This window comes from Bartonella doshiae NCTC 12862 = ATCC 700133, assembly GCF_000278155.1.
Taxonomy (GTDB): domain Bacteria; phylum Pseudomonadota; class Alphaproteobacteria; order Rhizobiales; family Rhizobiaceae; genus Bartonella; species Bartonella doshiae.
Genome location: NZ_JH725096.1, coordinates 257,213 through 282,412 on the forward strand (window position 1 = coordinate 257,213; position 25,200 = coordinate 282,412).

22 protein-coding genes are annotated in these 25,200 nt (G+C 40.2%); 14 read left to right on the plus strand and 8 right to left on the minus strand.

Features of this window, described 5'->3' with window-relative positions:
* The first annotated feature begins 52 nt into the window (after positions 1-52).
* The 8 genes from MCS_RS05890 to MCS_RS05925 all read left to right on the plus strand — a co-directional run bounded on the left by MCS_RS05890 (position 53) and on the right by MCS_RS05925 (position 10,898).
* Positions 53-2,257, plus strand: a complete 2,205-nt coding sequence (locus MCS_RS05890; RefSeq protein ID WP_004856366.1) for a primosomal protein N' — start codon at positions 53-55, stop codon at positions 2,255-2,257.
* 807 nt (positions 2,258-3,064) lie between these two features.
* Complete coding sequence (atpH, locus tag MCS_RS05895) at positions 3,065-3,649, plus strand: ATP synthase F1 subunit delta (protein ID WP_004856367.1); 585 nt, start codon at positions 3,065-3,067, stop codon at positions 3,647-3,649.
* The gene (gene atpA / locus MCS_RS05900) at positions 3,649-5,184 is read left to right on the plus strand and encodes a F0F1 ATP synthase subunit alpha (RefSeq protein ID WP_004856369.1); all 1,536 of its coding nucleotides are present in this window, start codon (positions 3,649-3,651) and stop codon (positions 5,182-5,184) included. The genes atpH and atpA overlap by 1 nt, the downstream gene beginning before the upstream one ends.
* A 20-nt stretch (positions 5,185-5,204) precedes the next feature.
* The gene (locus MCS_RS05905; protein ID WP_004856372.1) at positions 5,205-6,116 is read left to right on the plus strand and encodes a F0F1 ATP synthase subunit gamma; all 912 of its coding nucleotides are present in this window, start codon (positions 5,205-5,207) and stop codon (positions 6,114-6,116) included.
* Between the two features lie 19 nt (positions 6,117-6,135).
* Positions 6,136-7,728 carry a F0F1 ATP synthase subunit beta gene (gene atpD, locus MCS_RS05910; protein WP_004856374.1) on the plus strand — a complete coding sequence of 531 codons (1,593 nt, stop codon included), beginning with the start codon at positions 6,136-6,138 and terminating at the stop codon, positions 7,726-7,728.
* Positions 7,729-7,798: 70 nt separating this feature from the next.
* Positions 7,799-8,215 carry an ATP synthase F1 subunit epsilon gene (atpC, locus tag MCS_RS05915; RefSeq protein ID WP_024864197.1) on the plus strand — a complete coding sequence of 139 codons (417 nt, stop codon included), beginning with the start codon at positions 7,799-7,801 and terminating at the stop codon, positions 8,213-8,215.
* Between the two features lie 23 nt (positions 8,216-8,238).
* A complete protein-coding gene (locus tag MCS_RS05920; RefSeq protein ID WP_004856377.1) occupies positions 8,239-9,891 on the plus strand; it encodes a hypothetical protein in 1,653 nt (550 codons plus the stop codon).
* A 2-nt stretch (positions 9,892-9,893) separates the two neighbouring features.
* Positions 9,894-10,898, plus strand: a complete 1,005-nt coding sequence (locus tag MCS_RS05925; protein ID WP_004856379.1) for an HlyD family secretion protein — start codon at positions 9,894-9,896, stop codon at positions 10,896-10,898.
* 224 nt (positions 10,899-11,122) lie between these two features.
* Here the strand turns inward: MCS_RS05925 and MCS_RS05930 are convergent, their stop codons facing one another.
* A complete protein-coding gene (locus tag MCS_RS05930) occupies positions 11,123-11,407 on the minus strand; it encodes a hypothetical protein (protein WP_004856381.1) in 285 nt (94 codons plus the stop codon).
* Between the two features lie 226 nt (positions 11,408-11,633).
* Here MCS_RS05930 and ispG point away from each other — a divergent pair, with 226 nt between their 5' ends.
* Positions 11,634-12,878, plus strand: coding sequence for a flavodoxin-dependent (E)-4-hydroxy-3-methylbut-2-enyl-diphosphate synthase (ispG, locus tag MCS_RS05935; protein ID WP_004856383.1), 1,245 nt, complete (start codon positions 11,634-11,636; stop codon positions 12,876-12,878).
* 65 nt (positions 12,879-12,943) lie between these two features.
* Here the strand turns inward: ispG and MCS_RS05940 are convergent, their stop codons facing one another.
* Positions 12,944-13,846, minus strand: a complete 903-nt coding sequence (locus MCS_RS05940; RefSeq protein WP_004856385.1) for a polyprenyl synthetase family protein — start codon at positions 13,844-13,846, stop codon at positions 12,944-12,946.
* A 320-nt stretch (positions 13,847-14,166) separates the two neighbouring features.
* Here MCS_RS05940 and rpmF point away from each other — a divergent pair, with 320 nt between their 5' ends.
* Positions 14,167-14,346: a 50S ribosomal protein L32 gene (gene rpmF / locus MCS_RS05945; RefSeq protein WP_024864198.1), complete on the plus strand. Its 180-nt coding sequence runs from the start codon at positions 14,167-14,169 to the stop codon at positions 14,344-14,346.
* A gap of 411 nt (positions 14,347-14,757) precedes the next feature.
* Here rpmF and MCS_RS05950 read toward each other — a convergent pair whose 3' ends face one another.
* From MCS_RS05950 to MCS_RS05960, 3 genes are all read right to left on the minus strand, one after another.
* On the minus strand, positions 14,758-15,342 hold the full coding sequence (locus MCS_RS05950) for a CarD family transcriptional regulator (RefSeq protein ID WP_004856389.1): 585 nt from the start codon (positions 15,340-15,342) through the stop codon (positions 14,758-14,760).
* Between the two features lie 308 nt (positions 15,343-15,650).
* Positions 15,651-15,989: a ferredoxin FdxA gene (gene fdxA, locus MCS_RS05955; protein ID WP_004856391.1), complete on the minus strand. Its 339-nt coding sequence runs from the start codon at positions 15,987-15,989 to the stop codon at positions 15,651-15,653.
* 55 nt (positions 15,990-16,044) lie between these two features.
* Positions 16,045-17,580: a hypothetical protein gene (locus MCS_RS05960; RefSeq protein WP_004856392.1), complete on the minus strand. Its 1,536-nt coding sequence runs from the start codon at positions 17,578-17,580 to the stop codon at positions 16,045-16,047.
* Positions 17,581-18,112: 532 nt separating this feature from the next.
* Between MCS_RS05960 and MCS_RS05965 the strand changes: the two genes are divergently transcribed.
* Complete coding sequence (locus MCS_RS05965) at positions 18,113-19,024, plus strand: RNA polymerase factor sigma-32 (protein ID WP_004856394.1); 912 nt, start codon at positions 18,113-18,115, stop codon at positions 19,022-19,024.
* Between the two features lie 307 nt (positions 19,025-19,331).
* Here the strand turns inward: MCS_RS05965 and MCS_RS05970 are convergent, their stop codons facing one another.
* Complete coding sequence (locus MCS_RS05970; protein WP_024864199.1) at positions 19,332-20,858, minus strand: M48 family metalloprotease; 1,527 nt, start codon at positions 20,856-20,858, stop codon at positions 19,332-19,334.
* Between the two features lie 156 nt (positions 20,859-21,014).
* On the opposite strand from MCS_RS05970, the gene MCS_RS05975 reads away from it, so the two are divergent.
* The 3 genes from MCS_RS05975 (at position 21,015) to MCS_RS05985 (ending at position 24,008) form a co-directional block, all read left to right on the plus strand.
* The gene (locus MCS_RS05975; protein ID WP_004856398.1) at positions 21,015-21,650 is read left to right on the plus strand and encodes a thiamine diphosphokinase; all 636 of its coding nucleotides are present in this window, start codon (positions 21,015-21,017) and stop codon (positions 21,648-21,650) included.
* A gap of 94 nt (positions 21,651-21,744) precedes the next feature.
* Positions 21,745-22,176, plus strand: a complete 432-nt coding sequence (locus tag MCS_RS05980; protein ID WP_004856401.1) for a hypothetical protein — start codon at positions 21,745-21,747, stop codon at positions 22,174-22,176.
* Positions 22,176-24,008: an ABC-F family ATP-binding cassette domain-containing protein gene (locus MCS_RS05985; protein WP_004856403.1), complete on the plus strand. Its 1,833-nt coding sequence runs from the start codon at positions 22,176-22,178 to the stop codon at positions 24,006-24,008. The genes MCS_RS05980 and MCS_RS05985 overlap by 1 nt, the downstream gene beginning before the upstream one ends.
* A gap of 42 nt (positions 24,009-24,050) precedes the next feature.
* On the opposite strand, the gene rimJ is transcribed toward MCS_RS05985, so the two are convergent.
* Positions 24,051-24,605, minus strand: a complete 555-nt coding sequence (gene rimJ, locus MCS_RS05990; RefSeq protein ID WP_004856405.1) for a ribosomal protein S5-alanine N-acetyltransferase — start codon at positions 24,603-24,605, stop codon at positions 24,051-24,053.
* 279 nt (positions 24,606-24,884) lie between these two features.
* Positions 24,885-25,142 carry a DUF2312 domain-containing protein gene (locus MCS_RS05995; protein WP_004856407.1) on the minus strand — a complete coding sequence of 86 codons (258 nt, stop codon included), beginning with the start codon at positions 25,140-25,142 and terminating at the stop codon, positions 24,885-24,887.
* Positions 25,143-25,200 lie beyond the last annotated feature (58 nt).

Below are 25,200 nucleotides of genomic sequence, written 5' to 3' on the forward strand. Positions count from 1 at the left end.
CACTGTTGGTATAAAGTAGTCATATAAGTTGGTGCAAAGGATAAAGTCTAAAGTGACAGAGAAAAAGATTGTTTCAGTTGTGGTTCCTCTTCCTGTTGCGCATGCTTATAGTTATAAAGTTCCTTCTTCTATGAAGGTAGAGGTTGGTTCTTTTGTTCGCGTTCCGGTTATGGGGCGTGAAGTTTGTGGTTTTGTGGTAGATGTTGGAGAGCAGACAGCGAAAGCTGGTGAAATAGCTGCTCCTCCTGCTGTAGCGCCGGAGAAACTCCGTTCTCTTCTCCATGTTTTTGATTGTCCGCCATTAAAGACTGAAATGATTACATTTTTGCGTTTTGTCAGTCATTATACAATGGCGCCTTTGGGTCTTGTTGCACGATTGGTTTTGTGTGTATCGGCTGCTTTAGAACCAGAAGCACAAATGCCAGGTTTGCGCTATTGTGGAGGTGAAGTAGAGCGTTTAACGTCAGCACGATCACGGATTTTGGAATTGGTGCGCAATGGTGAGGTCTGGACACGTTCTGGTCTTGCGCATGCGGCGGGAACTTCTGTTTCCGTTGTTGAAGGCTTAAAATCTCTTGGGATTTTTGAAGATGTTATGATACCGGCACCTGCTCTTGTCGCGATGCCTGATGCGGATTTTTGCCCTCCCGTTTTGGAGGGAGCACAAAAGGAAGCAGCAGCACTTCTGCGTGAGGGGGTGTTGTCTTCTCAATTTCAGGTTTTTCTGCTTGATGGTGTGACTGGGTCAGGAAAGACAGAAGTTTATTTTGAAGCCGTTGCTCAAGCGTTGAGGTGTGGCAAGCAGGTTTTAATTTTGTTACCGGAAATTGCTTTAACACAACAATTTTTAGATCGTTTTCATGCACGTTTTGGAGCTTCAGCGGTAGAGTGGCATTCAGAGTTATCGCCGCGTCGTCGAGAGCGTGTGTGGCGGCAGGTTGCAGAAGGGCGGGTGCGAATTGTTGCAGGAGCACGCTCAGCGCTTTTTCTTCCCTTTCTAGATCTTGGACTCATTGTTGTTGATGAAGAACATGATGGTGCTTATAAACAAGAAGAGCGTATTTTTTATCATGCCCGTGATATGGCTGTTGCACGGGGGTCTTTTGAGCATTTTCCTGTTATTTTATCTTCTGCTACACCCTCTATTGAAAGTCAGGTCAATGTTTTGAAGGGACGATATCGGAAGGTACATTTGCCGTCACGTTTTAAAGCAGCAGCTTTGCCATATTTACAGGTGATTGATATGCGCCAAGGGGGGATGGATAAGGGACGTTTTATTTCCTTTACTCTTGAGCAGGCTTTGAAACAAACCCTCGATAAGGGAGAACAGGCTCTGCTTTTTCTGAATCGCCGTGGTTATGCACCTCTTACATTGTGTCGTGTTTGTGGGCATCGTTTTCATTGTACAGATTGTTCCAGTTGGTTGGTGGAACATCGTGCGCAAGGACAGCTTAAATGCCATCATTGTGGTTATCATCAACCGCTTCCAGAAGCATGTCCTGAATGTGGAACTTTAGATCACCTTGTGGCTTGTGGACCAGGTGTGGAAAGAATAGCTGAAGAAACACAAAGGCTGTTTCCTCAAGCCCGTTTGTTGATTCTTTCAACAGATCTTAAAGGGGGAATAAATCAATTACGGTATGAATTGGAAGCAATCGCAAAGGGAGAGGTAGACATTATTATCGGAACCCAGCTGGTAGCTAAAGGACACCATTTCCCTGGTCTTTCTCTTGTCGGTGTGATTGATGCTGATCTTGGGCTTGCCAATGGCGATTTACGTGCAAGTGAACGTACCTTTCAGCTGCTATCTCAGGTGACAGGAAGAGCAGGGCGTATGGGAATAAAAAGTTTAGGATTGTTACAGACTTATCAGCCTGATCATCCGGTGATACAAGCTTTGCTTTCCCATAAGCCAGAAGATTTTTATATGCGCGAGATTGCTGTACGACAGCATTATTGTCTTCCACCTTATGGGCGGCTTGTAGCTTTAATTGTGTCTTCAGAACAGCGCCAAGCAGCAGAACATTATGCACGTGCGCTGCGTCAAGCTGCGCCACAGGAGAATAATATTACGTTGATGGGACCTGTGGAAGCACAAATGGCTCTTGTGCGGGGGCGTTACCGTTTTCGACTTTTGTTACAGGGGCAACGCTCTTTTGATATGCAAGGATTTATACGTGCAATGTTTGCAAGAGTACCAAAAAAACCTGCTGCTGTACGGGTGCAAATTGATATCGACCCGCAAAGTTTTCTCTAAAATGCAATATTTAATAATTTATTGTTTTTCATGTTCAATGAAAGTTTCAAATGTTGTAGAATTTTCTCATTTCAAATTTGCTTAATTTATTAGTCAATCAAAAACCATTTGCCAAAAACCATGTTCTTGTACGTCACAAAAAAGATTTGTGTGTGGATAAAGTCATTAAAGAAATGTTTCTGATGAATCATTTCAATGTAAGAATTGTCACAATATTTTGAACTGACAAGTATAATGATAATGTTGGTTTGAGTGTAAAGATAGTGATGCCCAAAAGATTTTGGTCAAAAGCTAGGGTGTTCTTAAAACATAGAGCAATTTTTGCGTGATGTATCCCGTTTTTTTAAAATTATGCATAGATTGTCATTGGTTTTTTATGCGTTTTAGTAAGGGTGAAACTCTATGATAATGCTGATGCATTTTTGATGGATGAGTCTTTTAAAGAGAATGTCCTATTTTAAGGGGTAAGAAAAGCATTTTTCTTCAGGTTTTAAAGTGTTTGTGAAAGAAAGAGAGAAGACACTTGAAAAATCTGTCAAAGAATGTCAAAACAACACAGAAAAAACATGATGGTTTTGCGCTATATTCTGAAAAGATGTTTTGAGTATTTTATTTGAATTTTTTCAGAAAGCATTCATTTGTGGTGTTGCGAGTCAGTTATGTCTATGCTAGAAACCGAGGAGTTTTTTTGTTCTATGTTTTAAGAAAAATATTCTTAAAACATAGAGTGTCTGATCCATTTCATCTGGTAACTATCTTTATCTGATAACTATCAGAGATTCGCTCAAGGGAAAGAGGCAGTATTTCGTGTCGGATTCGTTTTCTCTTATTCCTCTGCCATTGGTAGATCAACGCTATGCGCAAGCACTTTTTGATTTCGTTCAAGAAGCGGGATCTGTTGAAAAAGTTGAAAAGGCAGTGGCGTCTTTTTTGGTTGTGTTGGATCAAAATGAAGAGTTAAAACGCTTTGTGCAGAGCCCGTTCTTTTCAGTAAAAGAACAGAGTAAGGTAATGCATTCTCTTCTTGAGCGTTTTAAATTTGCTGATGAAGGTGCTGGTCAGATTGTTCGTAATTTTTTACGCGTTATCACTATAAATCGTCGGCTTTATGCCCTGTCTGGTATTTTACATGCTTTTCAGCGCCGCGTTGCGCTCTCTCGTAGGGAAATTACGGCGCAGATTATTTCTGCGTATCCGTTAAATTCTCAACAGAAACAAGAGTTGCAAGTGGCTTTGGAAGGTGTCGTTGGGGGGGAAGTTTTGCTACGCATTTCTGTTGATCCAACAATTCTCGGCGGACTGATCGTTCGCGTAGGATCATTTCAGATTGATACGTCCCTTGTGGCGAAATTATCTTCGCTTAAGCTTGCATTGAAAAAAGAGGTCAGCTGATGGATATTAGACCATCTGAAATTTCAAAAATTCTCAAAGAGCAAATCAGAAACTTTGATCAAAAGGCTGAAGTTTCCGAAATTGGTTGGGTTCTCTCTGTGGGTGATGGTATCGCCCGCGTTTATGGTTTGGATAATGTCCAAGCGGGTGAAATGGTTTCCTTTTCAAATGGCATACGCGGTATGGCATTGAATTTGGAAGTCGATAATGTCGGGGTTGTGATTTTCGGATCTGATCGTGATATTCGTGAAGGGGATTCTGTTAAGCGATTGGGAACTATTGTGGATGTTCCTGTTGGTCCAGCTTTGCTTGGTCGTGTTGTTGATGCTCTCGGAAATCCTATAGATGGCAAGGGGCCTATTAAGGCAACAGAACGTCGTCGTGTTGATGTCAAAGCTCCAGGAATTATTCCACGTCAATCTGTGCATGAACCGATGTCAACAGGATTAAAAGCGATTGATGCGCTTATCCCTATTGGTCGTGGACAACGTGAATTGGTGATTGGTGATCGTCAAACAGGAAAAACAGCAATTTTGCTCGATACCTTTTTAAACCAAAAACATTTCCACGAAAAAGGTGTTGGGCGTGATCAAGATAAAGTCTATTGTATTTATGTTGCTATTGGTCAAAAACGTTCAACAGTTGCACAGTTTGTTAAAGCGTTAGAAGAACGTGGAGCACTTGAATATTCCATTATTGTAGCTGCTACGGCTTCTGATCCTGCTCCATTGCAATTTATTGCACCTCTTGCTGGTTGTGCAATGGGGGAATATTTTCGCGATAATGGTCAACATGCTTTGATTGGTTATGATGATTTGTCAAAACAGGCTGTTGCTTATCGTCAGATGTCTCTTTTGTTACGTCGTCCGCCTGGTCGTGAAGCTTATCCAGGAGATGTTTTCTATCTCCATTCTCGTCTTTTGGAGCGGGCTGCAAAGTTGAATGCTGAAAATGGTTCTGGGTCTTTGACAGCTTTGCCTGTTATTGAAACGCAGGCAAATGATGTTTCTGCTTATATTCCAACCAATGTTATTTCAATTACTGATGGGCAGATTTTTCTAGAGACGAATTTATTTTATCAGGGAATTCGTCCTGCTGTAAATGTTGGTCTTTCTGTTTCACGTGTTGGATCTTCTGCACAAATTAAAGCAATGAAGCAAGTTGCAGGTTCGATTAAAGGTGAATTAGCACAATATCGCGAAATGGCTGCTTTTGCACAGTTTGGTTCAGATTTGGATGCATCAACGCAGCGTCTTTTAAACCGTGGTGCACGCTTGACAGAGCTTTTGAAACAGCCGCAATTTTCTCCTCTGAAAACAGAAGAACAAGTTGTTGTTATTTTCGCTGGTGTGAATGGTTATCTTGACGCTTTAGCTGTTTCTGATGTTGGACGCTTTGAGCAGGGGCTTTTAACACTTCTGCGGAATGACCACCATGATCTTTTAAAGGCAATTGCGGATCAAAAGCAAATAACCGATGAGATTAAAGATAAATTGACTGTTGTTCTTAATACTTATGCGAAAACTTTTTCGTGATAAATTGAGGAAATATGTGAATGGCGTCATTAAAAGATCTTAGAGACCGTATCGCTTCGGTTAAGGCAACACAGAAAATTACCAAAGCCATGCAAATGGTTGCAGCGGCAAGGTTACATCGAGCCCAAGAGGCGGCAGAATCCGCACGTCCTTATGCTAGGCGAATGGCTGCTATTTTGGCTAATGTTGCTGCTGATGTTGATGCCATTGATGCTCCTCCTCTTATGCGAGGGACTGGTCGTGATGATGTACATCTTTTGGTGGTCTGTACTGCTGAACGCGGTTTGTGTGGTGCTTTTAATGTGCAAATTGCTCGTCGTGCGCGCGAACATATTGAGACTCTGCTTTCTACCGGTAAAGTTGTGAAAATCTTAACTGTAGGCAAAAAAGGTGCGGATATTCTGCTCCGTGATTACAAAGCTTTTATGGTTGATCATATTGATTTGCGTGCTGTAAAGCGGATTAGTTTCGCAGAGGCGGCTATGATCAGTCAGCGGATTGTTGATCTTTTTCATAAGGGTGTATTCGATGTTTGTACACTCTTTTACTCTGAATTTGTTTCTGTGATCAATCAACGTCCAACGGCTTTTGGCTTAATCCCTACAGTTTCTGCAAAAGAGACTGTTGAAGCAGTGGATGTCGCTGAAAAGACGGACAGAAGCCAAGGTTTGCAATCGACTGTCTATGATTATGAACCTGATGCAGTCTCTCTTTTGGATGAGTTGGTACCGCGTAATCTTTCCGTGCAAATTTTTCGGGCTTTGCTCGAAAATGTTGCGGGTGAAATGGGTGCGAAGATGAGTGCTATGGACAATGCATCGCGTAATGCGGGTGAGATGATTAATAAATTGACAGTGACTTATAATCGTCAGCGTCAGGCACAGATCACAACAGAATTGATCGAAATTATTGCGGGCGCTGAAGCGCTTTAAAATGAAAAGGTAAGGATTGATGGTAAAAGCAGTGACGTCAAGCAAAGGAGCAGAAAAAGTTGAGAAGAAAAAACCTGCTGCTCGTTCAGGCGTGAAAAAAGCCGCCTCGAAATCTCAAGATAGTGTGAAGAATTCTTCTGCTTCTGTGCATGCTTCTCCTAAAGATGCGCAAACAAAAGGAGCCGTTGGTGAGATCAAACAGGTGATTGGTGCTGTTGTTGATGTGCAGTTTGAAGGCGCGTTGCCAAATATTCTGAATGCATTAGAAACAGAGAATTTAGGCAATCGTTTGGTTTTAGAAGTTGCACAGCATTTAGGTGAAAATACGGTGCGTACTATTGCCATGGACACGACAGATGGATTAACGCGTGGTCAAAAGGTTTTTGATACAGGAACACAGATTCGTGTGCCTGTTGGAGAAGCGACGCTTGGTCGTATTATGAATGTGATTGGAGAGCCGGTTGATAACGTAGGCCCAATTGCGACAACAAAGACGCGTTCTATTCATCAGGATGCCCCTGAATATGTTGAACAATCAACTACATCAGAAATTCTTGTTACCGGTATTAAAGTCGTTGATTTGTTAGCACCTTATTCTAAAGGTGGTAAAGTTGGTTTGTTTGGGGGAGCTGGGGTTGGTAAAACCGTTCTTATTATGGAACTTATTAACAATATTGCAAAAGCACATGGCGGATATTCTGTCTTTGCGGGTGTTGGAGAACGGACTCGTGAGGGAAATGATCTTTATTATGAAATGATCGAAAGTCGTGTAAATGTTAATCCCAAAGAAAATAATGGTTCAACAGAAGGATCAAAATGTGCTCTTGTTTATGGGCAAATGAATGAGCCACCAGGAGCACGTGCACGGGTGGCGCTTTCAGGTTTGACCATCGCGGAAAGTTTCCGTGATGAAGGGCAAGACGTACTTTTCTTCGTTGATAATATTTTCCGTTTTACGCAAGCGGGAGCGGAAGTTTCAGCTCTTTTAGGGCGTATTCCTTCGGCTGTTGGTTATCAACCAACTTTGGCAACGGATATGGGGGCTTTGCAAGAACGTATTACCAGTACAAAAACAGGATCTATCACTTCTGTTCAGGCTATTTATGTTCCTGCCGATGACCTAACTGATCCTGCACCTGCAACGTCCTTTGCGCATTTGGATGCTACAACGGTTCTTTCGCGTTCGATTGCTGAAAAGGGAATTTATCCAGCAGTTGATCCGCTCGATTCTTTCTCACGCATGTTGGATCCATTGATTGTGGGTGAAGAACATTACACTGTTGCTTGTCAGGTTCAGACCATTTTGCAGCGCTATAGATCGCTCCAAGATATTATTGCTATTCTTGGAATGGATGAACTTTCTGAAGATGACAAGTTGTTGGTGGGGCGGGCACGTAAAATTGAACGTTTCCTTTCGCAACCTTTCCATGTTGCTGAGGCCTTTACCGGTTCACCCGGAAAACTTGTATCTTTAGAGGATACAATCAAGGGGTTTAAAGGTTTATGCGCAGGCGATTATGATGATTTGCCAGAAGCAGCTTTTTATATGGTTGGCTCGATTGATGAAGCACTTGAAAAAGGAAAGCGTCTCATTGCAGAAGCCTCTGCATAAGGAAAATTGGTAATGAACGCTTGTTATAGATAAGACAAGAGATCCTTGAGTGGATCTTGTGGAGGTCGCTGTGGATAACACTAAAGTAGAGCATTTTTTGTTTGAGCTTGTATCGCCTGAAAAACTTGTCTTTTCAGAACAGGTGCAATCTGTTGTGCTTCCTTCAGCGTCAGGTGCTCTTACGGTTATGGCGAATCATGCACCTTTGGTTGCGAGCATTGTATTGGGAGGTGTTCGCGTTTTGTCTTCTTCAGGGGAAAAACTGTTTGCTGTTCGTGGTGGTGTAGTGAATATTACTTTTTCAGGTTGCTCTCTTTTAGCAGAAAGAGTTGTTGCTGTTGAACATCTTTCCTTTGATAGTTTGGAACAGAAGATTTTACAGGTGCGCGCGACTTTAGAAGGGGAGGAAAGCGATAAAATAAGCCATAAGTTAGAAGACTTTTTTCATCAATTGACAACTGTTGGTGGTGTGTCGACGGAGGCATAACAGAACATGCAGGAAAAGGCGACATGAGCGGCAAAAACGGAACGGTTGTGTCTGCTAAAAGGGTTAGACCTTTTCCTCATCCTGGTGCTGTTTTTGCAGGGCCTTTGCCAAAATGTCTTGTTTATATTTTCGCTTCTTTTATTTTGCAGTGGGCTTATGGCTTAGGGGCCAATGTTGTTCAATCTAATATTGTTCAGCTTACAGGTGATTTTCACGCAACTTTGACTGAAACAACATGGCTGGTTGCTGCTTATATGGCGCCAAATGTAAGTGTTGCGATTATGTTGATCAAAATTCGCTACCAATTTGGGCTTCGTGCTTTTGCGGAATTATCAATCCTTGGATTCCTTCTGGTTTGTGTATTGCAGCTTTTCGTTACAGATTTGCGTTCCGCTCTGATTATTCGTTTTTTTGCTGGTATTGCTGCTGCACCATTGGCTTCACTTGCGTTGCTTTATATGATGGAAGCATTTGCACCAGCAAAGAAATTTACCATTGGTCTTAGTTTGAACTATATGAATGCAACTCTGGCTGCGCCTTTATCACGTTTGATTTCTCCTGATTTATTGGGAAATGGTGGATTTTCTAGTCTTTCAGCATTGGAAATGGGTTTGGTTCTTATTAGTTTGGGGTGTATTTTTTATCTTCCACTTACTCCCGTTGCTCGTAACAAGATTATTCGGAAACTAGACTGGGTAAGCTATAGTTTGATTGCACTTGGTCTTGGACTCAATGCTGTGATTATGTCTGTTGGTAAGTTGTATTGGTGGTTTGAGGCACCATGGATTGGTTGGGGACTTGCGTTGGCGGTTTTCTCTTTAGTTACTGCGACTATGGTGGAGCTTAATAGAGAAAAGCCTTTGATTGATTTACGTTGGCTTTTTAGCAAAGAAATGGTGCAATCTGTGCTCATTTTATTGGTTTTTCGTGTTCTTTTGTTAGAGCAATCAACTTTAGCAGCCGGTTTTTTAAACCTTTTTGGTTTGTTAAACCGTGAAATGGTGCCCATGTATCTTGCCGTTGTTTGTGGTACTGTTTTAGGGGGCGCTGTTTGTGTCTTTTTTTTACGTGCTGGGCGTGAAGATTATTTTTATTTGTTGTCTTTGAGTTGTTTGGCATTTGGGTCTTATTTAGACAGTTATGTAAATCAGTTTACGTGTCCAAAAGATATGATGTTGAGTCAAGGGTTGATTGGCTTTGGTTATGCACTTTTTTTACCACCTGCTCTTTTTAAGGGGTTTGTTATAGCCAATGAGCGAGGACCTAGCTATGTTTTAAGTTTTATTGCTGTTTTCTTGTTGACACAAGTGACGGGGGGGTTGATGAGTTCAGCTTTCTTTGGCAGCTTGCAGTTTTTTTTCGCTCATAAGTATTTTGAGCGCTTAACACATAATCTTGTTGTCACGGATCCACTTGTTGCAGGTGGGATGAATAGCTTGTTTGCACCTTCTTATGATGCTTCTGCTCCTCAAGCCTTTTGGGATGGGCAAGACGTTTCTATGTTGATTGAGAAGTTTAAGTTAATAGCAAACATTTTTGCTTATAGTGATGTTTTTCGGCTTTATTTTTATATTGCAACGGTTGTGTTTATTATTTTCGTTGCCAAAATATTTTTGAGATTGCGCTCTTTAAATTTATTTGGAAGCAAAGTCATATCCGTGGAGAGGAGTGAATAAAAATGATAAGAGCATTACGGTCAAGAGCGACGGTTATTGCCTTTCTATCGGGTATTGCTGGGGTTTTGCTTATTTTATGGGCTTGGAAACTTCCGCCCTTTGTCAGTAACGTTCAAATGACAGATAATGCTTCAATCAAGGGAAATGTTACGCTTGTGAGCCCACGGGTCTCTGGTGTTATTGCACGGGTTTATGTTCAAGATTATCAAAGAGTTGAACAGGGAATGATTTTATTTGAGCTCGATGATTCTGTCTTTCAGCAACAGCTTGCGCAAGCACAAGCCACTTTGGATTCAAAAAATGCAAAACTTGCAAGTGTCATTTTGCAGGCACAGTTTTTACAGGGAGAAATTAATACAGTAGAAGCTGAACTTGCACGTTCTCAACCGTTCTCTAATGTTCTTTCTGGAAGCAGAAAACAAGGACTTGGTGATGTTTCGAATTCTGTTTCTCGTCCTCTTTCGCAATTATTGGCATCACTTGAAACAAAACGCCAATTACAAAAACAATTAGATCTTGAACGGCAAAGTTTGCAGTCAGAGGTTAGCGGTGCAAAGGTTGGCGTTGAAATGGCTAAGCTTAATCTGAAACATACTAAGATCTTATCTCCAAGATCAGGGCATGTTGGATTGATAGGGGCACGGATAGGGCAATATGTTTCGCCTGGTACGCAATTGGTACCTGTCATTTCAGATGATATTTGGATTATTGCTAACTATAAGGAAACACAACTTTCTCAGATGCGTGTTGGGCAGCCTGTTATTTTTTCTGTGGATGCATTGAACAATAAGAGATTAACAGGGCGTGTGGTTCGTTTCGCACCTGCGACAGGTTCAGAATTTTCATTGTTGAAAACGGATACTGCAATTGGTAATTTTATCAAAATTGCGCAACGTATTTCGGTGCGTATTGCTTTAGATCCTGGACAGGAGGGGATTGAAAAGCTCATTCCTGGTATGTCTGTGGTCACATATGTAGATACTTCGCAACGTGCTTCTGGAGGTTAGGATTTGGATTTTTTGAGTTTGATTTCTATACCCTTTGCTTATAGCAAGTGGGCATTTACCTTAGAAGATTTTATTTGGCTTGTTATCCTTGGGCTTTTTAGATTCTTAAGATTCTTATTTTTGCATAAAAATAATCCTGATGTTTTGTACGTTGTTTTTGCCGATATGTGGTAGACTGCCCACTTTGAAGTGGGCATTGAAAGATTTTACTGTTGGTTATGTTTTTAATTTTTACGTATCAGCAAGATACCAGCTAAAATTAATCCTGTCGCTAATGCAAGGGCCGTTTTGGGGTTTTCTTTTGCTTTGTTTTTCCATACTTTTGCATGCTCATTGAGATGGTAAAACGCGTGATGTCCTTTTTGTTTCCATGTATCAAACATGTCAGAGATGTTTTCAAAGCTATCATTATGAGAACGCCAAGAACTTACTGGGACGAGTTGATTTTTTAATTGTGCGATGCGTTTTTTAATTTTAGCATTTTTGGCGCGGGTTGAAAATAGACTCATCTGTTAACTCCTTCATGTGTTATACTGTTTTAGGACAGTTGGAATTCTGTTTGGGGTTTGAGTATAACGGCTTGAAAATTGAAAGGTTGCATTCATCGTACAGCCTATTAGTAAGGGAAAGAAGTCAAGATTTTTGGTTCAATAAGGGAGTTTTTTCGTGCAGACTCTTACAAAATTTTTTCATAATGTGTGATTGATAGTGCGAGTGTTTAAAATTGAGGATTTTATGAGCAGCACGACATATTCCTTATCTAAGCCTTTAAAGCGGCGCAAATCTGTTGCTGTTAGTGTTGGCGATGTGGTTGTTGGTGGATGTAGCCCAGTTGTGGTTCAATCAATGACCAATACGGATACTGCTGATGTTGATGGAACTGTTGCACAGGTTGCAGCTCTTTGGCGAGCCGGTTCACAATTGGTTCGGATTACCGTTGATCGTGATGAAGCAGCAGCTGCTGTTCCAAAAATACGAGAGAGATTGGAACAGTTAGACATTTCTGTACCCTTGGTGGGTGATTTCCATTATATTGGTCATAAGCTTTTAAGAGAGCATCCTGCATGCGCAGAGGCGCTGTCAAAATATCGAATTAATCCTGGAAATGTTGGTTTTGGTGCAAAAAAGGATCGTCAGTTTGCTGAAATTATTAATATTGCTTGCCAATATGACAAAGCTATTCGCATTGGTGTGAATTGGGGTTCTCTCGATAATGTATTGTTAACACGGCTTATGGACGAAAATTCTAAGCAGGAAAATCCCTTAACTGTCGCTGAAGTGATGCGGGAAACGGTTGTACAGTCGGCTCTTCATTCAGCTATTTTAGCTGAAGAGATAGGATTGGGACCGGATAAAATTATTCTTTCTGCGAAAGTGAGTGATGTGCAAGATCTCATTGCTGTCTACAGCAGTTTGGCAGAACGTTGCGCGTATGCACTCCATTTAGGATTGACGGAAGCAGGGATGGGAACAAAGGGTGTTGTTGCTTCTTCTGTGGCTTTAGGGATTTTATTGCAGCAAGGGATTGGTGATACGATTCGTATTTCATTAACACCTGAACCCGGTGGAGATCGAACACGAGAAGTAAAAGTGGCTCAAGAACTTTTACAAGTGATGGGGTTCCGGCAGTTTTTGCCTGTTGTTGCTGCTTGTCCTGGATGTGGTCGAACAACTTCAACGGTATTTCAGCAATTGGCACAAAAAATTGAGGCAGATTTATGTAAAAATATGCCGGTGTGGCGTGAAAAATATCCTGGTGTTGAAAGCTTAAAGGTCGCAGTGATGGGATGTATCGTCAATGGTCCAGGAGAATCAAAACATGCCGATATTGGAATTTCTTTACCGGGAGTAGGCGAAAGTCCAGCAGCTCCTGTTTTTATTGAGGGACAAAAGGTAAAGACTTTGCGTGGAAATAATATTGCTGAAGAATTTGAAGTAATGCTTGGTGATTATATTCACACGCGTTTTGGAAAAGGTTAAAACATTTTTGACAAAGCTGAAACAGCTGCAATTATTTTATTCTGGCGCAATGGTAAATGAAGCCATTAACTTTTGCGTGTTGCACTAAAGCATGCTGCTTGTTGAAGAGGTTTTGCTTTAGCTCCAAAGGGGAGCAGAAGTTCTTCTGCTTTTGTGATGAATTCATTTCGTCTTTTTTGTGTTTCTTCAATTCCATAGAGACGAACAAAAGTCGCTTTATGCGCCGTTTCATCTTTACCAGCTGTTTTTCCTAGGGTTTCCGTTTTTGCGGTGACATCAAGGAGATCATCGGTCAATTGAAAGGCTAAACCAAGATATGTTCCAAAAGCAGCAAGTTTTTCCGTCAATTCTTTAGATGCATTGCCGATAATTGCGCCTGCTTGGCATGCAAAACTTATAAGCGCAGCCGTTTTCATACGTTGTAGAGTGATAATGTCAGTGCTCTCTAGAGGTTTTTTTTCTGCTTCAAGGTCAAGCATTTGGCCACCTAACATACCACCAAGTCCTGCTGCTTGTGCAAGAGCGGTTATCAGCTTGATTCTGGTCTCAAAAGAGAGCATGTAGGCTTTATGGGCAATAATTTCAAAGGCAAAAGTGAGCAAAGCATTGCCCGCTAAAATTGCTGTTGCTTCATCAAATGCTATGTGGACAGTGGGTTTCCCGCGTCGAAGTGTGTCGTTATCCATGGCGGGAAGATCATCATGAATAAGAGAATAACAGTGAACACATTCTAGAGCACATGCGATTTCAAGAGCATGTTCAGCAGGGATATCAAAAAGTGACGCACTTTGAATCACAAGAAAAGGACGTAAACGTTTTCCACCATTCAGAACACCATGACGCATGGCCTTAATTAATATTTCAGGACGGGCAATTTCACTTTTTTGGGCCTTATCATTTAATAATACGTCAAGGCGTTTTTCAACGGTGCGGCCATGTTTTGCAAGAAGAGTGGTAAATTCATGCATTCTTGCTTCCTTTATTTTTTGCAAGATGAAATCTTGAGATTTACAAAAGAGATGTTTTTTATTAAAAAATTAATTACTCATTTGTACTTAATGTAAGCAGAAGTTTTTGTTAAAGCCAAACAAAAATTGAATAAAATTGCATTGAAAGGCTTCTAATCAGTATATGAAATTGTCAAATTATTGATAGTATTATTGTTATTTTAACATTGCCTCTTCTTTTTTATAAGTGTATAAGAATACCAATTTTTATGATTTTTGATACAGGCTCTGTCATTTTTGGCATTGCCTCTTCTTTTTTAGTGGATTTGGAGTGTTTCTCTATGGCTGTACCTAAACGAAAAACCTCTCCGTCGAAGCGGGGTATGCGCCGTTCGGCTGATGCCTTGAAGGCGCCAACTTATATCGAGGATAAAAATTCTGGTGAGTTGCGGCGTCCTCATCACATTGATTTGAAAACTGGGATGTATCGCGGTCGTTGTGTATTAGTACCTAAGGATTGAGATTTTTATTTCTTTATCAATGGTAAGGTTTATTTAATTGCATAAAGCAGATTAGGGCATGTGAAAAGTGTCCTTTCTGCTGTTTTTTTGAGGATAATTTCCCGTGTTCTTTATGTGGAATATGCTTTCGTGTAAAGGCTAAAGCTTTCTTTTAGTTGGTGTCGAGAAATACTCTTGAAGGAACTCTTTCCAAATTGTGTTTTAGAATACATTTGACGAAGGATAAAAAGGAAGTTGAAATATCAATTCAATCAAAAGACTTAATAGCGCATGTTGAATCTTACTGCATGATAGTTATAGAAAACTTGGTTGATTTTTTCTAAAATATTCTTCTGTTTATAAAAGTTTGTTGATAAAAATAAAACCAGCATAGAGCTGGTTTTATTTTATTATCAAAGGATTTTACTCTTATTAGGCAGCAAAAACTGCACTGCTGTTTGCATTCGCTTCATCTCTTTCAGTTTTGAATTCGCGCTTTGGCTTATTAGAGAGATGCATCTCTATGAGATTGACAGCTTCTGTTTCAGAAAGATTTTTGATAACAGCAATTTCACGAGCCATCCTGTCAAGCGCAGCAGTGTAGAGCTGGCGTTCAGAATAAGATTGTTCAGGTTGTAGATTTGAACGAAAAAGATCACGCACCACTTCGGCGATGCAAAGAAGATCACCTGAATTGATTTTAGCATCATATTCTTGAGCGCGACGCGACCACATGGTCCGTTTAATCCGTGCTTTTCCTTGTAAAATTTTTAATGCGCGTTCAACGGAATCAACCGCAGATAATTTGCGCATTCCAACGGAAATAGCTTTTGCAACAGGAACTTTTACATCCATTTTATCTTTAGCAAAATGAATAACAAAAAGCTTTAATTTATGTCCTGCAACCTCTTGTTCTTCAATAGCTATAATCTGTCCTACGCCATGAGTAGGATAAACAATATATTCAGAGGTTGAAAACCCTTTAGTATTGGAGGAAATTCCGTGTTGGGACGCCATATCTTACTTTACTCCCTTTATGACCAACAAATGTGCCGGAAAATAGGCTATAAAGCCTAAACGCTGAGTGTTCTTTAACCAAGTATATTACACTAATTTAATGAGCATAAAAGTTGAGTATTTTTAAATCCAACAAAAATACCTCGCCTTACAATAAAAAAGCAAAGAAAAAATACTTAGAAAGATGATCATGTTAGAATAACACTAACATCAAACATCAGAAGAATCAATCATTTCACGTGGAAATTTTTATTTGTACATAGAATAAGTTTAAATTTTGAAGGAGCGTAGTGAAGGCTTCCTTGTTATTATTCGCCACTGCCTGGTTTTTCTGAAAAATACTTTTCTAATTTATTCGGAACGCCATCCATTTCTTTTGCCTGAGGTAGAGGATCTTTTTTTGTTGTTAAATTTGGCCATTTATTTGCATAATGAAGATTGAGTTCTAGCCATTGTTCTAATCCCGGTTCTGTATCAGGCTTAATAGCTTCTGCTGGGCATTCTGGTTCACAAACACCACAATCAATACATTCATCTGGATGAATGACGAGCATATTTTCACCTTCATAAAAACAGTCAACAGGACAGACTTCGACGCAATCCGTATATTTACAGTGAATGCAATTGTCAGTTACTACATAGGCCAAAGACGAACTCCATTTTATTTTATGACCTTTGAAAGGAAATATGCGCCTGTCTTCGTTATTTATTCTTTGTAAGTTGATCGCGTAGCGCTGCTAATTTTGCAAATGGTGAATCAAGATTAAGACGTTTCTCTTTCTGAGATGATTTATAATGTGTTTGTTTGATTCGGGGTTTGTTTGACTTGTGCGAACGTTTAGTGTGGGATATTGTTTCTTGAGAACTGCTTCCATTCGCATCTGCTTCATTCTTAAAAACTTTTTTCTGTTTGTTGTTCCACCTTTGTCCAGATTTATCACGGGGTTTTTGTGTGTGATGATTAAATTGATGGTTATAACGCCAGAGTAAAACGATTTTACCTTCTGCAGTATCATGTTTTTGTTTGGCAAAATTGCCAACAAGTTCAGCTGCTGGTACACTCTCTAGGGTGTCAGATTGTGGTGCGACAGAAGTAGGCAAAGTATCCTTTTCTTCCTCTGTTGGTTCCGATATATCCATCGTTTTCCATAGGTCACCAACGCATTCCGCAGCAGGAACATCTTGTGTTATTATGCGTGTATGTGAAGAGGTTTTATTTTTAAGGGAGGGGTGTTCAAGAATAGCAATGCTGTTTGGATGTGATTGATAGCCAAGTCCTTTAAGAATTTCTTCCATATCAGTTCCATTGGCTCCAAGAATAGACATCATCGTTGGCGTGACAAAAAAACTTTTGCCATCATATGCCCCTTCAGGTTTTGGTTCACTCCCTTGTTTCCAATGAAGGGCTGGGCGGATCAGGTTAGCAAGACGCTCTAGAATATCAATGCGTACAGCACGCTGCCCTAAGATTCGATAACCAGCTAGCTGATAAAATTGGCGGTTATACGTGGGGTCAACAACCAAGGAGGTTCGCCCAGCTGATAAAGCGGTAAAAATTTCGTTTAAACCTGTTTGGTTATGACCTTCATTTTGGAGATTCCATAGCAGCGTAATTGCTTGAACTGGAGCAGGCTTAAGCATTCCTGCAACATAGATATGAAAAGCACCAAAGCGAACACCTAGCCGCCGTAACACTGCGCGCGATTCTTGGTCAAGAGTTTTTACAACAGAAGCTATTTCTCGTCGCGGTATAATACCTAAAGAGTGGACAAGCTGCGAGGCAAGGTTTTTTGTTGAATCTGTTAAGGTATCAGCATTGCGCAAATCAAACAGTGGCTTTAAGGCTGTTTCAAGATGAAAGGTGGCAAAACGTTCTAACCGTGCTATTACATTATCGCGGGCTTCTCCTGAAAGTTGCGTATCTGCTAAAAGAATAAGTTTGGGTTTTAAAAAATCTTCTGTTGCAACAAGTTGTCCTACGGGTTGCCCAATCCAGCGTACAATTCCATCAGAACTGAGTGTAAAATCTCCATTGGCACAAGCACAAAAACGCGTTGCACGTTTCGAAAAGGCAATAACTAAGTCTTCATTCTCTGTTAAGCTTTGTGTATTTTCTGCTTGATCAGGGTTATTCTTATTGGCGTAAAAACGAAACCCTTCGAATTTTCCTTTTCCATGTTTTTCAATAAGAATATCATCTTGAAAAATATCCTTCTGTTGAAAAATATTGCTGTCCATGATCTTTTTCTTTCTCAGTACCGTATTGGTAAAAAGGTTATTTTCTACAATTCTATAATTGTGCTGTCCCTTTAGCATGTTTGTTGCATTTGCTGCAATCATTCTTGTCGTTTTTTGGGACTCCTTTTTCATTAATTTTGAGATTCTTGGTATTTACGTCTACGCGTATTGGTTGTGCGAGAAAGCCGAAAGCATAAAATAAATTCTTCCGTTAAAAGTAAGATAAGCCAACGATCAAATAAAGCAAATGCTATTTTGAATAATTATTTATTTTTTTATTTTGTCAGAGAGGGGTGAGAAGAAAGGTTTTCCTAGTTTTTCTTGAAATGAGGTTCATGAAACTGTTGCTATTTTGTCAATAAATCGACTTATTGCAACCATAAGTTTAGTTATGTCATAAAAAACAATTGCGATTATAAAAATACACGTTAAAGTAGTGGTATGGAATTGAACAACTTGTGCGTTCTTTTTTGAAAGAGCGGTGATGTCTTTGCCAAATCAACTTTGATAATTTTAATCGCAAGGGGTTATTATGGGTAATCTTTCAAGTGCTGTTTATAAAAGTAGTAAAAATTATAGCGATGCGGATAAAAGTTTAGGGCGCAATATGATGCGTTCTGCTATGCAAGCGCCTTATCTTGAACGGCAAAAAGAGCATGATTTGGCTCTGCGATGGAAAGATAAGCGCGATGATGAAGCTATGCATCAAATTGCAGCAGCTCATATGCGTTTGGTGATTGCAATCGCTAATCGTTTTAAACGTTTCAAAATGCCATTGGGGGATTTGGTACAAGAAGGTTATGTTGGACTATTGGAAGCTGCGGCACGTTTCGAACCTGATCGTGAGGTTCGTTTTTCAACTTATGCAACATGGTGGATCCGTGCTTCTATCCAAGATTATATTTTACGCAATTGGTCAATTGTTCGGGGAGGAACAAGTTCTTCACAAAAAGCGCTTTTTTTCAATCTTAGACGTTTGCGAGCAAAATTGGTGCAAGATGATAGTGCTTTGTCAAAACAAGATGTCTTTCGCACAATTGCTGAAAAGCTTGGCGTTTCAATTCGCGATGTAGAAACTATGGATTTTCGTTTTTCTAGTTCTGATAATTCACTGAGTGTTGCTGTTTCTGAAAATGGTGATAATTCCATTGCTAAAATGGATGCTCTTGTGGATGATAGCCCACTTCCTGATGCTTTAATTGAGCAAGTGATTGATGGGCAACGGCGCACACAATGGTTGTATGATGCATTGCAAATCCTCAATGAACGAGAACTTGAAATTATCCGTTTTCGTCGTTTGAATGAAGAAGGAGCTACTTTAGAAGTCTTGGGCGAAAAGTTAGGAATCTCGAAAGAGCGAGTGCGTCAAATTGAAGCTCGCGCTTTGCAGAAATTGCGTTCTGCTTTGCTTACGGTGAATCCAGCAGATGTTTACGATGTATAAGTTGTAAGAAGTTTCTCGGGAAACAAATTCGAAATATAAAATGTGCAGTTTTGATCATGTGGGAGCGCATTTTGTTTTGTCCGCAGCTCATCCGGTTGACGCTTATAGGTATGTAAGCTGTGAACAGTTTCCCGAGAAACAGGTTGGGATATAAATCATGCGATTTTGGTTGTGTGAGAACATGATCATGATAAAGCTGGTTTAAAAGAAGAAACAAGGTCAGTGCTGGGAATGACTAAGGATATAGAGAACCTTTCAGAAAACACAACAGAATCAAAAATGCAGAAAATGGGGAAAATAGCTGATCTTACTCTGAGACAATCTTAATGCTTGTTCCTGCGTGTAACGTTTGGGTTTGCGGAAATGCATTTAGAATGCGAAAGAGCTTTTCTTTATGCGTTGTGTTTTGCATTTTATTTGCAAAGCTTGCGATACTTTCTTCCTGTTTAACGTATATAACACGGATTTTTAAAGGCTTTAGCTTGTTTAACTGTGACAATGAAAGAGGATGAAAACTTTGAATTGTTTTTTTTGCTACAGCTTCAAATTGTTGTGAATTATAAGGAGCTGCAGTGAGGAAGCGAAGGATGTATTTGTTATACATAATGACAACTATATCAAATTGCCATTGTTCATTGGTCGCATAGGCGTGAGCTGCTGGGAAACCTTGGATCATTGTGGGGAGGATAGATGATGTATCCAGCCCTACAATCCATCCGCTTTGCAAATAGTCGCTCGCAGACATTTTATCAGGACGCGGTACAGCATCAAAACGAATTGCAATTTTATCCGGTCCGCTAGCCCAAACAGTGTGCATAGAATTCTCTATTGTAAAATTGTTTGGAACAGAAAAAGTCATACGTAATTGTGGGTGAATAAATTGATTTCCGCGTACATATCCTGTACGAGGGCTTCCTCCAAAAATCATGCCATCAATAGCTTTAAGGAAAGAATCACGGTCAGTGTTTCTAGTGTAAGGTGTACTGATTTTACGTGCTTTTTCTATAGCAAGGCGAATCCGTTGTGGGGTGGTTGGATGCGTTTCTAGAAAATCTAAAGAAGCATTTGTGGTACCTGAAATGTTACGGAGAGCACTATAGGCTTCCATTGTTTGGAGAAAGCGCGGTGAAGCAAATGGATCATATCCTGCGTGTTTGAGCATTTCAATTGCAATTGAATCTGCTTGGAGTTCCTGATTGCGTGAAAATTGTGCGAGTTGTCGCTTGTTTTCGAGACTGGTGTGAAGTTTGCTTCTGGTGTGAGAAAGAAGACTTGATGACATGTGGTTTGCCATCTTCAATTCTGCTTCTTTTTGCAAACGTAAAATGCCGTGATGAGCAATAATATGTGCTATTTCATGGGCTAAAATTGCTGCAACTTCTGAGGAATCATTGGCTAATGCTAACATGCCACGGGTTATGTAGATATAGCCTCCTGGATGAGCAAATGCATTGACATTCTCTGAGTCTAAAATTGTTATATAATAGGTTTGGTGAGAACGAGGGGCAACAGCCGTGAGTTTTCGTACAATATTTGTTAACAGGTGTTCAAGCTTTGCATTACTATACGCCTCACCATAGATTTGTAAAATGCGAGGATGTTGGGTTGCACCTAACGTGGCGTAGAGATTGTTCTCGCTGATGCTTTTAGAAGATTCTAAAGAAGAAAGCATATCACTTGAAGAGTAACGTGTATGACAAGCAGAAAAAAGAAGCATTAAGCTTATGAGAGAAATTCTATATATTTTCACGAAGAAAAAAAATGTTCGTTGCAAAATCTGGTATTCCTGGCCATTGTGCACGTTATTTGCGGATAGTATTTTGACGAATTTCATGCGTATTTTGGGGCTTATCTGTTTTCTGTTTTATATTTGTGGGTATTCTATAATGAAGAGGATTTTGAGGGAAGAAGCTTTTTAGAAAGGATCCTTTTGGCTATATTAGAATTTTCTTTTATCAAAAAGCGTTATGTACGAAAGGCATAATATGTTATGGCAACATTCACAATATTATTAAATGGCGATGTCTGTATCACCGATCGTTTGCGTAATCAAATTCACAAAAGTCGCGTGATTGCTGCCGATGGTGGAATACGGCATGCTGCTGCCTTGAATGTTATGCCTGAGTTGTGGTTGGGTGATTTTGATTCTTCGGATCAGATTTTAATACAGAAATATAGCGATATTCCCCGTATGGTTTTTCCCGCGGATAAAGATATGACAGATAGTGCGCTGGCGTGTGAGAAGGCTCTGCAAAATGGTGCAAAAAAGCTTATTTTATGTGGTGCTTTTGGAGGGAAAAGAAGTGATCATAGCCTTTCTCATATAACTCAAGCTCTTATGATGGCCGAAAAAGGCATTTCAGTGTTGTTGACAAGTGGGTACGAAGAAGGATGGCCGATTGTGCCAAAACCTTTTTCTTGTGATTTGCCTGATGACTGTCTCTTCAGTATTATTGGTTTTTCTGATTTGAAAGGATTAACACTCTCAGGTGTAAAATGGCCAATTTCTAATAAAAATGTACCTTTTGGGTCCTCTTTGACGATTTCTAACCGTATTAATGGAACTTTCTATTGTCATTTATGTTCTGGGAAAGCGGTATTGTTGGCATCGGTACCTATTCCATAAAGGCTCTTGCGATATATTTAAGTAAAGGCAGAGGGGGTAGAGTTATAAGTGCTGGCATGAAGAATGTACTTTTTTAGAACGAAAGGTTTTTTATATGTTAAAATCAATTTTGAAAGTAACAGTTGTTTCAGCCATTGGTTTAAGTTCAGTGGCTTGTACTGTTAGTGATCAAAACGTTGCAGGTTATGGTGTTGGAGGAGCTGCATTGGGAGCTTTAGCAGGAACAGCGATTGCTGGAAGTAGTCCTCAAGCAGCTCTTACCGGTGCAGCTATTGGCGCAATCGCTGGGACAGTAACAGGTGCTGCAGCAAAGCAAAAGGCAGAGCGTCAGGTTATAATTCAGCAAGTTCCACAGCACGTGCACCAGAAAGCACCTCAACAAATGCCATTGTGTATATACCGTAGTCGTGCAGGTATGATGTATCGAGCGCCTTGTGTTAAAAAACCACAGGTACCACAATTGTGTACTTATCATGATGGAAAGGGCAAAATGTATAAGGCTCCTTGCTCTAAACATAGTCATTGATGGCGGTCCCGTTGCTGCGGCTTGACCGCATTTTCCTGACTTTTGGAACAATGCCCTTGCTCAACCAAGCGTGTTTATCGGTTGAGCAAGGGTCGCGTATTGCGTTAGTGGGGCGTAATGGGTGTGGAAAATCAACATTGCTCAAAATTGCAGCGGGAATGATAGAGCCGAGTGACGGCGAAATTTTTCGCCATCCTCGGGTCACTGTTCGTTATGTATCACAAAATCCTAATTGTTTGGGATTTGAAGATCTCCAAACCTATGTAAAAGCGGGTTTGGGTGAGACGTATGATGTACAATGGATCAAGACGCTCTTTGGAAAACTTGGCTTTTCAGGAACAGAGAGCTTGAAAACACTTTCTGGTGGTGAAAAACGGCGCGTTTCATTATTGCAAGCTATTGCTGCTAAACCAGATGTTCTTCTCTTAGATGAACCAACCAATCATCTCGATTTACCAACCATTGAATGGCTTGAGGATACTTTATGTTCTCTACATTCTGCTCTTGTTGTGATTTCGCATGATCGGCGATTTTTAGAAAATGTTACTCATTCAACAGTATGGCTTGATCGCGGTGTGACGAAAAGGTTGGAAAAGCGTTTCTCGGAATTTGAAAATTGGCGTGATAAGGCTCTGGAAGAGGAAGCACAAAATCAACATAAATTAGGGCGACAGATTGTTCGTGAAGAACAATGGTTACTTTATGGCGTGACAGCGCGGCGTAAGCGTAATGTAAGACGTTTGAATGCATTAAAAGAATTGCGTCGACTTCGTCGGACCTATAAAGGTCCCTCTGGAAGTGCATTGTTGGCTGCTACTAAAAGTCATGATTCTGGTCAATTAGTACTTGAGGCAAAGCGAATTTCAAAATCCTATGGTGAACGCGTTATTGTGAAGGATTTCTCTTTGCGTATTCAACGTGGAGACCGAATCGGCTTGGTTGGTCCCAATGGTATCGGAAAGACAACACTGCTTTCTGCTTTGATCGGGCAGGATGATGTTGATAGCGGAACCGTGAAGCACGGATATAATCTCTCTTTGGCATTTCTCGATCAGCAGCGTATTTTAAATGAAGAAGAAATTGTAGCACATTATTTAACGGGTGGTAGAGGCGACACTCTTCTGATTAATGGACAGGAGCGCCATGTTGTTTCTTATATGAAAGACTTTTTGTTTTTGCCTGAACAAATGCGCACACCTCTTAAAGAATTATCAGGTGGAGAAAGAGCACGCCTCATGCTTGCTCGGCTTCTTTCGCAGCCAGCAAATTTTTTGATTCTTGATGAGCCAACCAATGATTTAGATATGGAAACATTGGATTTGCTGCAAGAATTCATTGCTGATTTCGCGGGGACTGTGTTGTTGGTGAGCCATGACAGAGATTTCTTAGACCGAACTGTTACGCATATATTGGCCCCTCAGGGTGATGGTCATTGGATTTTATATGCTGGTGGTTATAGCGATATGATGGCACAGAGAAAGCAAGCTGCGTTAGCATGTAAAGAGCCTTTGAAACCTCGTACGCAGAATCATACCAGACAGGGGATATCGAGAGAAAAAACCGTATCCTGCAAATTGTCTTATAAGCAAGTTTATGCGCTGGAAAAGTTGCCTGAACAAATCGCTGCTTTGCAGGACGAAATAAAAAAAATTGAACAAGAACTTTCTGATCCAGCACTCTATAGCGGTGATAAAGCTCGTTTCGAGCGTCTTTCTACAATGCTTCAAGAAAAACAAACGCTTTGTATGCAAAAGGAAGAAGAATGGTTGGAGCTTGAACTTTTGCGCGAAGACGTAGAAAAAGAAAAGTCTTCGGGATCTCGTAAGGCTTGAAATTATCTTATTTTAATATTTTGTAAAAATACCTTATTCTGATCACTTGACGCAAACGTAAAAATCATTAATGCGAGAGGTTAGAATGTGATCTCTCCATTTGCCGGCAATCATCAGATAATCTCTGGCACGGCCTTCTTTCTCAAAATCAAGGCGCTTTAACAACGTTCCGCTTTTGATGTTTTCGGGCATGTAGTTTGCCATAATTCTATGCAAGCGATAGACACGAAAGACATGAACGATTAGGGTAGATAAAATCTCAAACATGAGGCCTTTACCTTGTTGTTTTTCATCAAGAGAAAAACCAAGATGACAGGCTTGAAAAACACCACGAACCACATTTGTAAAGTTAACGATGGCAATGATTGTGTTTTCATTTTTTAATCGTATAGCATATCGGTATGCTCGTTCTTGAATATTCTCACAAGCGAACGCATCTGCTCGTGTTTCCCAAGCTGTTAGAGTGTTGTAATCATCAGATTTTACTGGTTCAAAGGGACGTAAATAGTTCTCGTTGCGAAGGTAATAGGAAGACAATTCACCTGCATCTTCTAAACTGATCAATGTGGAAATTGTCCGTTTTGTTTTGATTTCCATAGTCTTCTCCTCCTAAAAGTGTATGCCTCCGTATATTTCTCATGTAAATTTTTTTGTGTTCTATTTTGGTTTTTATATCAGCTCTTGCCATTTGATTTGTGCAAAATACAATATAAAAGAAAAAAATTGAACAAAGGTTCTCTAAGCCAGCGCTGGATTGTTGCAATAAAGCGCAGTCTGAACGTTTGTCGATAGCGCTGGAAGAGAAATTTTTGCGTGCAAAGAAGGTACAGGTTGAAACTGGATCTTTTACGTGAAGAGGAAAAACACGCGCTTGTGTTAACTCATTCCAAGTGCTTCTTTATAAAGTTGAATAACGGCTTCTTCTTCTATTCGTTCATGATCTTCTTTTTTACGTAGTCGTATGATGCTCCGAACAGCTTTACTATCAAAACCAGATCCTTTTAGTTCAGCGTAAACCTCTTTAATATCATCAGAAATGGTTTTTTTCTCTTCTTCTAGTCGTTCAATACGTTCAATAAAAGCACGTAATTGGTTTACAGATATAGCATGTGTTTGATCGCTTACAGTGTCCATTGCGTTTTTCTCCGGATTGTATGTTTTTAATTGGTTTTCGATAATAAATTTGTGTTGG

Coding starts and splice junctions, on each gene's coding strand:
- MCS_RS05980 (WP_004856401.1), top strand. CDS start 21,745: ATGTTAAAATCAATTTTGAAAGTAACAGTTGTTTCAGCCATTGGTTTA.
- MCS_RS05960 (WP_004856392.1), bottom strand. CDS start 17,580: ATGGACAGCAATATTTTTCAACAGAAGGATATTTTTCAAGATGATATT.
- MCS_RS05970 (WP_024864199.1), bottom strand. CDS start 20,858: ATGAAATTCGTCAAAATACTATCCGCAAATAACGTGCACAATGGCCAG.
- MCS_RS05925 (WP_004856379.1), top strand. CDS start 9,894: ATGATAAGAGCATTACGGTCAAGAGCGACGGTTATTGCCTTTCTATCG.
- MCS_RS05905 (WP_004856372.1), top strand. CDS start 5,205: ATGGCGTCATTAAAAGATCTTAGAGACCGTATCGCTTCGGTTAAGGCA.
- MCS_RS05930 (WP_004856381.1), bottom strand. CDS start 11,407: ATGAGTCTATTTTCAACCCGCGCCAAAAATGCTAAAATTAAAAAACGC.
- MCS_RS05950 (WP_004856389.1), bottom strand. CDS start 15,342: ATGGCGTCCCAACACGGAATTTCCTCCAATACTAAAGGGTTTTCAACC.
- rpmF (WP_024864198.1), top strand. CDS start 14,167: ATGGCTGTACCTAAACGAAAAACCTCTCCGTCGAAGCGGGGTATGCGC.
- atpD (WP_004856374.1), top strand. CDS start 6,136: ATGGTAAAAGCAGTGACGTCAAGCAAAGGAGCAGAAAAAGTTGAGAAG.
- atpA (WP_004856369.1), top strand. CDS start 3,649: ATGGATATTAGACCATCTGAAATTTCAAAAATTCTCAAAGAGCAAATC.
- rimJ (WP_004856405.1), bottom strand. CDS start 24,605: ATGGAAATCAAAACAAAACGGACAATTTCCACATTGATCAGTTTAGAA.
- MCS_RS05965 (WP_004856394.1), top strand. CDS start 18,113: ATGGGTAATCTTTCAAGTGCTGTTTATAAAAGTAGTAAAAATTATAGC.
- MCS_RS05995 (WP_004856407.1), bottom strand. CDS start 25,142: ATGGACACTGTAAGCGATCAAACACATGCTATATCTGTAAACCAATTA.
- ispG (WP_004856383.1), top strand. CDS start 11,634: ATGAGCAGCACGACATATTCCTTATCTAAGCCTTTAAAGCGGCGCAAA.
- MCS_RS05920 (WP_004856377.1), top strand. CDS start 8,239: ATGAGCGGCAAAAACGGAACGGTTGTGTCTGCTAAAAGGGTTAGACCT.
- MCS_RS05975 (WP_004856398.1), top strand. CDS start 21,015: ATGGCAACATTCACAATATTATTAAATGGCGATGTCTGTATCACCGAT.
- MCS_RS05940 (WP_004856385.1), bottom strand. CDS start 13,846: ATGCATGAATTTACCACTCTTCTTGCAAAACATGGCCGCACCGTTGAA.
- MCS_RS05985 (WP_004856403.1), top strand. CDS start 22,176: ATGGCGGTCCCGTTGCTGCGGCTTGACCGCATTTTCCTGACTTTTGGA.